The following is a 12,736-nucleotide window of genomic DNA, read 5'->3' as shown; positions in this document are numbered from 1 at the left end:
GGTCTTCAGCCATTGCAGGTCGGGGTGGTTTAGTGATCGGCGCGCGCATGAAGTGTGCGCCGATCAGGCGCTGCAGGAGGATGAACGCGAACAGGAGCAGGCCGATGAAGATCTTGGTCCACCAGGAGCTGAGGGTGCCCTCGAAGCTGATGATCGTCTGGATCAGCCCGAGGACGAGCACGCCGAGCACGGTGCCGAGCAGGTAGCCCGAGCCGCCGGTCAGCAGCGTGCCGCCGATGACGACGGCGGCGATGGCGTCCAGCTCCATGCCGACCGCGTGCAGGCCGTACCCCGACAGCATGTAGAACGAGAGCAGCACGCCGCCGAGCGCCGAGCAGAAGCCGCTGATCGTGTACACGGCGATCTTGGTTCGGGCGACGGGCAGGCCCATGAGCAGGGCCGACTGCTCGCTGCCGCCGACCGCGTAGACGTTCCTGCCGAGCCGCGTGTAGTGCAGGACGCAGGCCCCCACCAGCACGGTGACCACCGCGATCACCACGCTCGGGGAGACCCAGACGCCGGTGCCCAGGGGGACCTTGGTCTGGGCGAACGCGGTGAAGGTGGGGTCGGTGATCGAGATCGACTCGGTGCTGATCGTGTAGCACAGGCCCCGGGCGAGGAACATCCCGGCGAGTGTCACCACGAACGGCTGGATCTCGAAGTAGTGGATGATCGCGCCCATGCCGAGGCCCAGCGCCGCGCCGATGACCAGCACCAGCGCGATCACCGCCGGCGCCGGCCAGCCGTGGTTCGTGACCAGGGTCGCCGAGATCATCGTGGACAGGGCGACCACCGATCCGACCGACAGGTCGATGCCTCCCGTCAGGATCACGAACGTCATGCCGACGGCGACCACGAGGAGGAACGCGTTGTCGACGAAGACGTTGAGCACGACCTGGGGGCCGGCGAAGCCCTCGTAGCGGATGCCGCCGATGACGAACATCGCCACGAAGAGGCCGGTGGTCACGAGGACGGGCACGTACTTGCGCGGCAGCACGCGGCCGGTCGCGAGGACTGCGGCGGTGGTCATGCCGGGACCCTCACCTTCTCCTGGTGCGCCGACGGCGCCCGCGGGGGACGCCGCCTGCGGCGGAAGACCTTCTCGCGGAAGGCCGGGGACTGCAGCAGGCACACCACGGTGACCACCAGGGCCTTGAACAGCAGCGTCGTCTCCGGCGGCACGCCGATCGAGTAGATGGTGGTGGTGAGCGTCTGGATGATGAGCGCGCCGAGCACGGTGCCCGACAGCGAGAAGCGGCCGCCGGCCAGCGAGGTGCCGCCGATGACGACGGCCAGGATGGCGTCCAGCTCGATCCACAGCCCGGCGTTGTTGCCGTCGGCGCTGGAGACGTTCGAGCTGACCATCAGCCCGGCGATGCCCGCGCACAGCGCGCAGAACGTGTAGACCATGATGATCACGCCGCGCGAGCGGATGCCGGCCAGGCGGCTGGCCTCGGCGTTGCCGCCGACCGACTCGATCAGCAGGCCGAGGGCCAGGCGCCGGGTGAGGAAGGCGGTCAGCGCCAGTACGGCCGGCACGACGATGACGCCGAACGGCAGCGTGAGCCAGTACCCGCCGCCGATGAGCTTGTAGGGGGCGCTGTTGATCGTGATGATCTGGCCGTCGGTGACGAGCTGGGCCAGCCCGCGCCCGGCGACCATGAGGATCAGCGTCGCGATGATCGGCTGCATGCCGACCCCGGCGACCAGGAAGCCGTTCCACGCGCCGAGCAGCAGGGAGAGCGCGAGCGTCACGGCGACGGCGGCCAGCACGCCGCCTACTGAGTTCTGGTCGCGCAGGTCGCTGATCCGCAGGCACGCCAGCGCTCCGGCGATCGCGACGACCGAGCCGACCGACAGGTCGATGCCGCCGGTCGCGATGACGAGGGTCATGCCGAGCGCGACCAGGATCAGGGGGGCGCCGAAGCGGGCGATGTCGACCAGGCTGCCGTACAGGTGGCCGTCCTTGATCTGGACGGACAGGAAGCCGTCGGTGAAGACCACGTTGAGCAGCAGCAGCGCGATCAGGATGACCACGGGCCACAGCAGCCGGTGTCTCAGCAAGGCGGTCATGAGGAGCCTCCGCTCGCGATGGTCTCCATCAGCGCCGCGCTGGTCAGGCTCTCGCCGTTGTCCAGCCGCGCCACCAGGCGGTGGTCGCGCAGCACGCCGATCCTGTGGCTGAGCCGCAGCACCTCCTCCAGCTCGGCGGAGATGAACAGCACGGCCGTGCCCCCGGCCGAGAGCTCGGCCACCAGGCGCTGGATCTCCGCCTTGGCGCCGACGTCGATGCCGCGTGTGGGCTCGTCCAGGATGAGCAGGCGGGGACGCAGGATCAGCCAGCGCGCCAGCAGCACCTTCTGCTGGTTGCCGCCGCTGAGGTTCCCGACGAGCTGCTCGGGGTCGGCCGGGCGGATGTTCAGCGCCGCGATGTACTCGCCGACGAGCTCCTCCTGCCTGCTCCGGGGGAGCGGCCTGGTCCATCCGCGCGTCGCCTGAAGGGCGAGGACGAGGTTCTCGCGCACGGTGAGGTCGGGGATGAGCCCCTCGGCCCGCCGGTTCTCCGAGCAGAACGCGATGCCGTGGCCCATGGCCGCCCGGGGGGTGCGCAGGGAGGCGTGCTCGCCGTCGACGCGCACCGATCCGGTGGTCGCGTGGTCGGCGCCGAACAGCAGCCGGGCGATCTCGGTGCGGCCGGAGCCGAGCAGCCCGGCCAGGCCGACGACCTCGCCCCGCCTGACGGCCAGTGTGAAGGGCTCGATCGCCCCGGTCCTGCCCAGCTCCCTGGCCTCGACCAGCGGCGTGCCGTCCCGCGCGGGCGGCTCGCCCGGAAGGCTCTCCAGCCTCTCCAGGTCGGCCAGCTCGCGGCCGATCATCTTGGCGACCAGCTCCACCTGCGGCAGCTCGCTCGTCCGGTACTCGCCGACGAGCTGGCCGTTGCGCAGGATCGTCATGCGGTCGGCGATCTCGTACACCTGGTCGAGGAAGTGGGAGACGAACAGGATCGCGATGCCCTGGTCCTTCAGCCGCCGCATCACCCTGAACAGCTGGGCGACCTCGCCCGCGTCGAGGCTGGAGGTGGGCTCGTCCAGGACCAGCACCCTGGCGTCGATGTCCACGGCCCTGGCGATGGCCACCATCTGCTGGATCGCGAGGGAGTACGAGGACAGGGACGCCGACACGTCGAGGTCCAGCTCCAGGCGCTTCAGCAGCTCGGCGGCCCGGCGGCGCGTCTCCCTCCACTGGATGCGGCCGAGCCGGCGCGGTTCGCGGCCGATGAAGATGTTCTCGGCGACCGAGAGGTTGGGGCAGAGGTTGACCTCCTGGTAGACCGTGCTGATCCCGGCCCGCTGGGCGGCCGGCGGGCTGGAGAAGGCGACCTCGCGGCCCTCCAGCTCGATCCGGCCCTCGTCGATGTCGTGGACACCCGTCAGCACCTTGATCAGCGTCGACTTGCCCGCGCCGTTCTCTCCCATCAGCGCGTGGACCTCGCCCGGCAGCAGCCGGAAGTCGACGCCCTCCAGCGCCTTCACGCCGGGGAACCGCTTGCCGATCCCGCGCATCCGCAGGATCGGGTCGGGTGTGGCCATGTGGCGCCCTCTCCTCGTCCTCGTCGTCGTGGCCGGCGGCACGCGGCCACCGGAGGGCGGGCCGCCGGCCGGCGGCCCGCTCCGGATCAGTACTTGCGGCTGGGCAGGGCCTGCTTGGCCTGCTCCTGGGTGAAGGCGGTCTCCTCGGTCACCACGCGGGCGGGCACCTGCTCGCCCTTGACGACCTTCTTCGACAGGTCCATGAGTTGCGGGCCGAGCAGGGGGCTGCACTCGACGATGTAGTTGATCTTTCCGTCGGCCAGCGCCTGCATGCCGTCGTGGACGGCGTCGATCGTGATGATCTTGATGTCCTTGCCGGGCACCTTGCCCGCGCCCTCGATGGCCTCGATGGCGCCGAGGCCCATGTCGTCGTTGTGGGCGAACAGGACGTCGATCTTGGGGTTGGACTTGAGGAAGGCGTCCATGACCTCCTTGCCCTTGGCACGGGTGAAGTCGCCGGTCTGCGAGGCGATGATCTTGAATTTGGGGTCGGCGGCGATGACCTGGCCGAAGCCGGCCTTGCGGTCGTTGGCCGGAGCCGAGCCGGTCGTGCCCTGCAACTCGACGATGTTCACCGGGTCCTTGCCGTCCTTGTACTGGTCGACCAGCCACTGGCCGGCCTTCTTGCCCTCCTCGATGAAGTCGGAGCCGAGGAAGGTCTTGTACAGGCTGGTGTCGGTGGAGTCCACGGCCCGGTCGGTCAGGATGACCGGGATCTTGGCGTCCTTGGCTTCCTTCAGCACGGTGTCCCAGCCGGACTCCACGACCGGCGAGAAGGCGATGACGTCCACCTTCTGCTGGATGTAGGAACGGATGGCCTTGATCTGGTTCTCCTGCTTCTGCTGGGCGTCGGAGAACTTCAGATCGATGCCGGCCGCCTTGGCCGACTCCTGGACGGACTTGGTGTTGGCGGTGCGCCAGCCGCTCTCGGCGCCGACCTGGGCGAAGCCCATGGTGATCTTGCCGTCGTCCGAGCCGCCCGATGCGCCGCCGCCGCTCCCGCAGCCGGCCAGGGTCGCCGCCAGGGCGGCGGCCAGTAACAGTGTCGTGACTCTCTTCACCACTGTGGGGGGTCCCTTCCTGCTGTGGGCGCCGGCTCCGCCGTCCGGATCCAGCGCTTATGTCGTGTCGCGTACGTTCAGCGCAGGGAGGAGGTGCTGGACCTCGCGACGAACCGGGGAGGCACGATGAGGCGCTCGCGCTCGCACTCGCCGCCCCTCCCGATCTGCCGCAGCAGCACCTCGATGCTGTTCCTGCCTACAGCCCCGAAGTCCTGTCTGATGGTGGTGAGGGGCGGGAGGAAGAACTCCGCCTCAGGGATGTCGTCGAAGCCCACGATGCTGATCTGCTCGGGGACCTTGACTCCTTCTTCTGTCAGCGCGCGCAGGACGCCGAGGGCCATCTGGTCGTTGGCCACGAACACCGCGGTGACCTGTCCGGCCATCGCCAGGAGCCGGCGACCGGCCAGGTACCCCGACCGCGGGCTCCAGTCGCCGGTCAGCGTCTCGGGGACCGTCCGGCCGGCGGATTCGAGAGCCGCGCGCCAGCCCTCGGTCCGGCCCTCGGCCTCCAGCCAGTCGGACGGGCCGCTGACGTGCCAGACCGTCTCGTGCCCGAGGCCCAGCAGGTGCTCGGTGGCGAGCCGGGCGCCGCCGACCTGGTCGACGCTGACCACCGGCACCTCGCCCTCGTGCTGCCCCTCGACCGCCACCGCGGGCATGCCCCGGGGCAGGCTCTCGAAGGCGCGGGCCGCCGAGCGCTGCGGGGCCACGACGACGATCCCGTCGACTCCCTGGTCGGCCAGGTAGTCGATGGCGTCGCGCATGCCCGCCGTGTCGATGGTGCGCAGGCTGACGATGCTCACGAAGTAGCCGGCCGCCCTGGCCGCCTGCTCGATCCCGTCGACCGTGCTGGCCGGGCCGTACAGCGTGGTGTTGAAGCCGACCACGCCAAGCGTGCGTGAGTGGCGGGTGACCAGGGCGCGGGCGACGAGGTTGCGGCGGTAGCCGAGCCTGTCGATCGCCTCAAGGACCCGGGTGCGGGTCTCCGCGCGGACGTTGGGATGGTCGTTGAGCACCCGTGAGACCGTCTGGTGCGACACGCCCGCCGCCTTGGCCACATCGGCCATGACGGGGGAGCGGCGCTCGTCACGTGGTCCCACCGCCCACCCCTTTCCCTCATCTGGGCAAGACTGTGAACGCTAACAAGAGGTTACGTCAAGAAGTTTCCAGATCACGGTACGGTTACGCCAAGGGTCCGGCGCCGTCCGTGTCAGGTTGTGTGCGCTAACAGCGGGGCTGGCCTCAGGGGTGGGGGGTGTGACGTGGTCTGACCGGCCCTGGGACACTTGGAACCGCGCCGTGGGCCGCGCGCCGTCTCGCGCGGCCGGCATGTACAACGACCGAGTGAGGTAGCCAGTGAGCACAAGGAGCGTACGCGAGCCGGCCATGACGGACGTCGCGCGCCTCGCCGGAGTCTCGCACCAGACGGTGTCGCGGGTGCTCAACGGTCATCCGAACGTCCGCGAGCAGACCCGGCTCCGTGTGCGCGCCGCCATCGCCGAGTTGGGCTACCGCCCGAACCGCGCGGCGCGCATCCTGGTCACCGGGAAGTCCCAGGTGATCGGCGTCATCGCGCAGAGCTCCACGTTGTACGGGCCGATGTCGATGCTGTCGGCGTTCGAGCAGGCCACCGGCGCCTCCGGATTCGCCGTGAGCGTGGGCAGCGTCCGCAGCCTCGACCGCCGCTCCGTGGCCGAGGCCGTCGAGCGGCACCTGGACCAGCGGGTGGCGGGCATCGTGATCATCGCCCCGGTGGTCTCCGCCAACGAGGCTCTGGACGACCTGCCGGTCGACATCCCGCTCGTGACCATCGACGGCGACCCCGGGCGTTCGATCCCCCTGGTCACCGTCGACCAGGAGGCCGGCGCCCGCGACGCCACCCGTTTCCTGCTCGAAGCCGGTCACCGGACGGTGTGGCACGTGTCCGGGCCGGCCGACTGGTTCGACAGCGCCGGGCGGGTGCGGGGATGGCGGCGGGCGCTTGAGGAGGCGGGCGCCGAGGTGCCGCCGCTGGTGTCCGCCGACTGGACGGCCGCCTCCGGCTACCAGGCCGGGCAGATGCTGGCCCGCATGGCAGAGGTCACGGCGGTCTTCACCGCGAACGACCACATCGCCCTGGGCATTCTGCGGGCGCTGAGCGAGCGCGGGCGCCGCGTCCCCGACGACGTGAGCGTGGTGGGCTTCGACGACGTGCCCGAGGCCGCCTACTTCATCCCGCCGCTGACCACGATCCGCCCCGACTTCAACGCCGTCGCCACCGAGAGCCTCAGCGTGCTGCTGCGGCAGATCGACCAGGGGGAGCGCGGATGCGAGCGGCGCACCATCGCGCCCGAGCTCGTGGTGCGGGACAGCGTCGCGCCGCCGCGGGGATGACCGGGGGGTAGGCCGTCGCGCTCCGTTCCACTCCTGGGAGCGCTCACTTCCGCGGCCGCCACGTCGAAATTCCCGGCAGGCGAGAATTTCCGCCTTGTTACAGCGAAGTTATCGGACACTATTGACAGCAAAATTGTTAGCGATAACACTATCCGCTCAGGCGTAAGGCACTCACGCTCGCCTGACCAGGGATTCGGGAGGTCGCCGTCCATGCCGGCCGGGCGTCGCCCGGGGTGCCCGCCGGCCGCTCGAAAGCCGCCTCGACTCGGCGGGCCCGCCAGGGACCCGCCCGAGGTCTCCGCCAGGCGTCTGGTCCTACCCGCCCGCATCGGGCCACCCCCACCCGCAAGGAGCGACACGATGAGATTCGGAAGACTCGCGACGGTGGTCTCCGCCCTCGCGCTCGCCTCGGTGACGACGGCATGCGGCTCCACGCAGAAGACCGCCGACGTCCAGGCCTCGCAGGGCGCCGGCGGCAACAGCGGCGCCCTGGTGGGCGTCACCATGCCGACCAAATCATCGGAGCGCTGGATCCACGACGGCGACAACGTCAAGGCGAGCCTGGAGAAGCTCGGCTACAAGGTCGACCTGCAGTACGCGGAGAACGACATCCCGACCCAGGTCAACCAGCTTGAGAACCAGATCACCAAGGGCGCCAAGCTGCTCATCATCGCCTCGATCGACGGCACGGCGCTCACCACGCAGCTCCAGGAGGCGGCCGACAAGCACATCCCGGTCATCTCCTACGACCGGCTGATCCGCAACACCCCCAACGTCGACTACTACGCCACCTTCGACAACTTCAAGGTCGGCGTGCAGCAGGCGACCTCCCTGCTCGTCGGCCTGAAGCTCAAGAACGAGGACGGCTCCGACGGCACGGCCAAGGGCCCGTTCAACGTCGAGCTGTTCGCCGGCTCGCCGGACGACAACAACGCCACCTTCTTCTTCAACGGCGCCATGTCGGTACTGCGGCCCTACATCGACAAGGGAACCCTGAAGGTCAAGAGCGGCCAGACGGACTTCAAGACCGTCGCCATCCTCCGCTGGGACCCGGCCACCGCGCAGAAGCGCATGGAGGACATCCTGACCAAGACCTACAGCGGCGGCGACAAGGTCGACGGCGTCCTTTCCCCCTACGACGGCCTGTCGATCGGCATCCTGTCGGCGCTGAAGAGCAACGGCTACGGCACCTCCGGCCAGCCGTACCCGACCGTGACCGGCCAGGACGGCGAGCTGGCCTCGGTCAAGTCCATCATCGCGGGTGAGCAGTTCTCCACCATCTACAAGGACACCCGCCAGCTCGCGGACGTCACCGTGAAGATGGCCGACGCGGTGCTCAAGGGCGGCAAGCCCGAGGTGAACAACACCACGGACTACGACAACGGCAACAAGGTCGTCCCGTCCTACCTGCTCGACTCGGTGATCGTCTACAAGAGCAACTACCAGAAGGTCCTCGTCGACTCCGGTTACTACACCCAGTCGCAGCTGGGCTGATCCCCTCGGGGTGCGGCGCCGGCCCAGGGCGCCGCACCCGCCGTGACCTCCGAGAGACGTGAGGGACATGACCGACGACATTCTGCGGATGCGTGGAATCACCAAGACCTTTCCCGGAGTCAGGGCACTTCAGGATGTGAACCTGTCCGTGCGCCGAGGGGAGATCCATGCCATCTGCGGAGAGAACGGCGCGGGCAAGTCGACCCTGATGAAGGTGCTGTCCGGGGTGTACCCCCACGGCTCCTACGACGGGGAGATCTCCTTCGACGGGGAGCCGTGCCACTTCTCGGACATCAGGGACAGTGAGCAGCGCGGGATCGTCATCATCCACCAGGAACTGGCGCTGTGCCCGCAGCTGTCGATCGCCGAGAACATCTTCCTCGGCAACGAGCGGGCGACGCGCGGCCTGATCGACTGGAACCGCACCAACCACGAGGCGCGCCGGCTGCTGGAGCGGGTGGGGCTGGCGGAGAACCCGGTGACCCCGGTGGCCGACATCGGCGTGGGCAAGCAGCAACTGGTGGAGATCGCCAAGGCCCTGTCCAAGGAGGTGCGGCTGCTCATCCTGGACGAGCCGACGGCCGCGCTCAACGACGAGGACTCCGCGCACCTGCTCGACCTGCTGCGCGGCCTGCGGGACGAGGGCATCACCTGTGTGATCATCTCGCACAAGCTGAACGAGATCGCGGCCATCGCCGACTCCATCAGCATCCTGCGCGACGGCCGCATGATCGAGACCCTGGACATGAAGTCCGGCGACGTCACCGAGGACCGCATCATCGCCGGCATGGTCGGCCGCGACCTGGAGCACCGCTTCCCGCCGCACGAGCCGAACATCGGCGAGGAGGCGCTGCGCATCGAGGACTGGACGGTCCACAGCTCCACCCAGCGGGGCCGGGTGGTGGTCTCGGGGGCCAACCTGAAGGTACACCGCGGCGAGATCGTCGGGCTCGCGGGCCTGATGGGCGCCGGGCGCACGGAGCTCGCGATGAGCGTCTTCGGCCGGTCCTACGGCACCGGCATCTCCGGGCGCGTCTACCGGGACGGCAGGCAGGTGGAGATCCGGTCGGTGCGTGACGCCATCAAGCACGGCATCGCCTACGCCACCGAGGACCGCAAGCGCTACGGGCTCAACCTGATCGAGGACATCAAGCGGAACGTCTCTGCCGCCGAGCTCTCCAAGCTGGCCCGTCGCGGGTGGGTCAACGACAACGAGGAGTACCGGGTCGCCGAGGAGTTCCGCAAGAGCATGAACATCAAGGCGCCCAGCGTGCTGAGCGTCACCGGCAAGCTCAGCGGCGGCAACCAGCAGAAGGTCGTCCTGTCGAAATGGATCTTCACGGACGCCGACGTGCTCATCCTGGACGAACCGACCCGCGGCATCGACGTGGGCGCGAAGTACGAGATCTACTCGATCATCAACCGCCTGGCCGACGAGGGTAAGGCGGTCCTGGTCATCTCATCGGAACTGCCCGAACTGCTGGGCCTGTGCGATCGGATCTACGCCATCTCGGCCGGACGCGTCACGGGCGAGGTCCGGCGTGAGGACGCGACCCAGGAACGGCTGATGCACTACATGACGAAGGAACAGGAGTAGATCCGATGAGCGGCATCTCGCCCGCCAACCCCGAGGTCGCCCCCGGCGGGAAGGACACCGGCCCGGCCCGGCCGCCCAGCCGTCCATCGCTGCTCGGCATCTCGCTCAACGTGCGCCAGAGCGGCATCTACATCGCGTTCGCGCTCATCGTCGTGCTGTTCTCCGTGCTGACCGACGGCGCCCTGCTCGAACCTCAGAACATCTCCAACATCATCGTCCAGAACTCCTACATCCTGATCCTGTCCATCGGCATGATCCTCATCATCATCGCCGGGCACATCGACCTGTCGGTGGGCTCGGTGGTCGCCGTCACCGGCGCCATAGCGGCCGTGCTGATGGTGAACTACGGCCTCCCGTGGCCGCTCGCCCTGCTCCTCACCCTCGTCGCGGGCGCCGTCATCGGCGCCTGGCAGGGTTACTGGATCGCCTACCACGGCATCCCGGCCTTCATCGTCACGCTGGCCGGCATGCTGCTGTTCCGCGCGCTCACCCTCACCGTGCTGGGCAACCAGGGCATCGGTCCCTTCCCCGACGCGGTCCGCACGCTGTCCAACGGCTTCACCGACGGCTACTTCGGCAACATCGGGCTCGGCCCCCTGGGCGGCGCCGACCTGTTCAGCATCCTTGTGGGCCTCGTGGCGGTCGCGGGCATGGTGGCGGCCCAGTGGCGCACCCGCGCCGCGCGGCTGCGCTACGGCCAGAGCGTCGACCCGCTGCCGCTCTTCCTCCTCAAGATCGGCGCCGCGGCGGCCGTGGTCATCGCCATCGTGGTGCAGCTGGCCCGGTTCAAGAACCTGCCGTGGGTGCTCGTGCTGCTGGCGTTCCTGGTGCTGGGGTACTCCCTGATCACCAGCCGGGCGGTGTTCGGCCGGCGCATCTACGCCATCGGCGGCAACCTGCAGGCGGCGGTCCTATCCGGCGTCAAGGTCAAGTCGGTGGTCTTCTGGATCTTCGTCAACATGGGAGTGCTCTCTGCCCTGGCCGGCGTCATCTTCGCGGGCCGGCTCAACCAGGCGGGGCCCACGGCGGGCAACGCGTTCGAACTGGACGCGATCGCGGCCGCGTTCATCGGCGGCGCGGCCGTCCAGGGCGGCGTGGGCAAGGTGGTCGGCGCCATCACCGGCGGCCTGATCATGGGCGTGATCAACAACGGCATGTCGCTGATCGGCGCGCCGAGTGAGCGGGTCATGCTCGTCAAGGGCGCCGTCCTGCTCGCCGCGGTCGCCTTCGACGTGTGGACCAAGCGCCGCGCCGGCGCGGCCCGCCGGTGACTCCCCGCTCCGGGCTCCCTTCCCCCATCGGAAAACGGGGATAAAGCGCCGGTGTCAGGTTCTTCTATTTATTGCCTGTTGACCCGGCGCATTCCCGGGCGGCGCAGAGTCGCGTCGAATGGGAGTTTTGGCGTGGATATATATTGAGGGAGGTCCGGGGGAGGTGAGTGGTGGCAGTTCATCTGCGCCCACGGTCGATCAGAGGACGCTTCACGCTGGGCGCGGGGATCCTGGCGCTGATCGTCTTCGCGCTGTTGGCGGCCGGCTTCGTCACCACCTTCCGGACCAAGGCGCTGGACCACGTCTTCAGGGACACGCAGAGCGTCGCCACCGGCTGGGCCGGATCGGTGAACCCCGGCGACGTGCCGAGCCCGGCGGCCGACGTCGACCTGCTCCAGCTCGTCGACTCCAGTGGCAAGGTGGTGGGGGCCAGCGCGGCCGCGGAGGGGATGCCCCCGCTGAGCAAGGTGCGGCCTCCCGTCAACGCGCGGATCCAGGATGTCACCGAGTGCCGGCCGGCAGGCGGCTGCGTGCTGCTCACCGCGGTGCGCGTTCCTCCCCTGACGTCCCGCGTGCTCTGGCAGGACGAGCCGCACTTCATCTACGCAGGAAGGGCCGAGCCGCCCATCCTCGCGGGATACCGCCTGGAGTTCATCGGCGCGGGCGCGACCCTGCTGGCCTCGGCACTGACGGCATGGGTGACCTGGTGGCTGGTGGGCCGCACACTGCGCCCGGTGGCGGCGATCCGCGCGAGGACGGCGGAGATCTCGGTGAGCGACCTGAGCCTGCGGGTGCCCCAGCCGCCCGGCTATGACGAGATCGCGCAGCTGGCCCGCACGTCCAACGAGACCCTGGCCCGGCTGGAGGAGGCCGTGGAGCAGCAGCGCTATTTCGCCTCCGTCGTCTCCCACGAGCTCAGGTCGCCGGTGGCCGGCCTGCGCATACGGCTGGAGGAGGCGCTGATGTACCCCGGCGAGGTCGAGCCGCGGGCGACGTTCGAGGCCGCGCTGACAACCACCAAGCGACTACAGGCGATCATCGATGATGTGCTGACCTTAGCGCATCTCCGGACGGTCGCTCCGGCCGAGCCCGTGCTGCTGGACCTCAACGCGCTGGTGAGGGATGAGGTGGCCGCCCGGGTTCACGGTCCGCCCGTGCACGCCGACATCGCCGGTGAGGCGGTGGTCCTCGGCCATCACATACAGCTGGCCGGAGTGCTGAACAACCTGCTGGTCAATGCCCAGCGGCACGCGGAATCGCGGGTGGAGGTCACCGCGAGACGGTCGGGGGACCAGGCCGACCACCGTGGCGAGGCCGAACCGCTCCCCCGCGGCCCACCACCGCACGATC

At 69.2% G+C, this 12,736-nt stretch carries 10 protein-coding genes; 5 read left to right on the top strand and 5 right to left on the bottom strand.

Annotated features, from left to right (window positions below; translation table 11 throughout):
- The 5 genes from yjfF to AB0B89_RS30075 all read right to left on the bottom strand — a co-directional run.
- Positions 1 to 1,030, bottom strand: a 1,030-nt coding sequence (yjfF, locus tag AB0B89_RS30095) for a galactofuranose ABC transporter, permease protein YjfF (RefSeq protein ID WP_358559549.1), incomplete at its 3' end; no start/stop codon positions are given.
- Positions 1,027 to 2,073, bottom strand: a complete 1,047-nt coding sequence (locus tag AB0B89_RS30090) for an ABC transporter permease (protein WP_358559547.1) — start codon at positions 2,071 to 2,073, stop codon at positions 1,027 to 1,029. The genes yjfF and AB0B89_RS30090, both read right to left, overlap by 4 nt.
- Positions 2,070 to 3,590: a sugar ABC transporter ATP-binding protein gene (locus AB0B89_RS30085; RefSeq protein ID WP_358559545.1), complete on the bottom strand. Its 1,521-nt coding sequence runs from the start codon at positions 3,588 to 3,590 to the stop codon at positions 2,070 to 2,072. The genes AB0B89_RS30090 and AB0B89_RS30085 overlap by 4 nt, the downstream gene beginning before the upstream one ends.
- 86 nt (positions 3,591 to 3,676) lie before the next feature.
- Entirely contained in the window at positions 3,677 to 4,654 is a 978-nt protein-coding gene (locus tag AB0B89_RS30080) for an ABC transporter substrate-binding protein (protein ID WP_358559543.1), read from the bottom strand.
- Between the two features lie 74 nt (positions 4,655 to 4,728).
- Positions 4,729 to 5,718, bottom strand: coding sequence for a LacI family DNA-binding transcriptional regulator (locus AB0B89_RS30075; RefSeq protein ID WP_358559552.1), 990 nt, complete (start codon positions 5,716 to 5,718; stop codon positions 4,729 to 4,731).
- Positions 5,719 to 6,037: 319 nt separating this feature from the next.
- Between AB0B89_RS30075 and AB0B89_RS30070 the strand changes: the two genes are divergently transcribed.
- The 5 genes from AB0B89_RS30070 to AB0B89_RS30050 all read left to right on the top strand — a co-directional run.
- Positions 6,038 to 7,024 carry a LacI family DNA-binding transcriptional regulator gene (locus tag AB0B89_RS30070; protein ID WP_358559551.1) on the top strand — a complete coding sequence of 329 codons (987 nt, stop codon included), beginning with the start codon at positions 6,038 to 6,040 and terminating at the stop codon, positions 7,022 to 7,024.
- Positions 7,025 to 7,384: 360 nt separating this feature from the next.
- The gene (chvE, locus tag AB0B89_RS30065; RefSeq protein WP_358559541.1) at positions 7,385 to 8,518 is read left to right on the top strand and encodes a multiple monosaccharide ABC transporter substrate-binding protein; all 1,134 of its coding nucleotides are present in this window, start codon (positions 7,385 to 7,387) and stop codon (positions 8,516 to 8,518) included.
- Positions 8,519 to 8,585: 67 nt separating this feature from the next.
- Complete coding sequence (mmsA, locus tag AB0B89_RS30060) at positions 8,586 to 10,115, top strand: multiple monosaccharide ABC transporter ATP-binding protein (RefSeq protein WP_358559539.1); 1,530 nt, start codon at positions 8,586 to 8,588, stop codon at positions 10,113 to 10,115.
- A gap of 5 nt (positions 10,116 to 10,120) precedes the next feature.
- Positions 10,121 to 11,386 (top strand): multiple monosaccharide ABC transporter permease, encoded by a 1,266-nt coding sequence (gene mmsB / locus AB0B89_RS30055; protein WP_358559537.1) that lies wholly within the window; start codon positions 10,121 to 10,123, stop codon positions 11,384 to 11,386.
- A 170-nt stretch (positions 11,387 to 11,556) separates the two neighbouring features.
- A partial coding sequence (locus AB0B89_RS30050; protein ID WP_358559535.1) for a histidine kinase dimerization/phospho-acceptor domain-containing protein occupies positions 11,557 to 12,736 on the top strand: 1,180 nt, incomplete at its 3' end.

Source organism: Sphaerisporangium sp. NPDC049002 (assembly GCF_040649355.1).
GTDB lineage: Bacteria > Actinomycetota > Actinomycetes > Streptosporangiales > Streptosporangiaceae > Sphaerisporangium.
This window is presented reverse-complemented; position numbering and strand designations above follow the sequence as displayed.

Bases quoted from the DNA above. Each gene is read 5' to 3' on its own strand.
- AB0B89_RS30075 (WP_358559552.1), bottom strand. From the start codon at position 5,718: ATGGCCGATGTGGCCAAGGCGGCGGGCGTGTCGCACCAGACGGTCTCA.
- mmsA (WP_358559539.1), top strand. From the start codon at position 8,586: ATGACCGACGACATTCTGCGGATGCGTGGAATCACCAAGACCTTTCCC.
- AB0B89_RS30090 (WP_358559547.1), bottom strand. From the start codon at position 2,073: ATGACCGCCTTGCTGAGACACCGGCTGCTGTGGCCCGTGGTCATCCTG.
- AB0B89_RS30085 (WP_358559545.1), bottom strand. From the start codon at position 3,590: ATGGCCACACCCGACCCGATCCTGCGGATGCGCGGGATCGGCAAGCGG.
- mmsB (WP_358559537.1), top strand. From the start codon at position 10,121: ATGAGCGGCATCTCGCCCGCCAACCCCGAGGTCGCCCCCGGCGGGAAG.
- AB0B89_RS30070 (WP_358559551.1), top strand. From the start codon at position 6,038: ATGACGGACGTCGCGCGCCTCGCCGGAGTCTCGCACCAGACGGTGTCG.
- chvE (WP_358559541.1), top strand. From the start codon at position 7,385: ATGAGATTCGGAAGACTCGCGACGGTGGTCTCCGCCCTCGCGCTCGCC.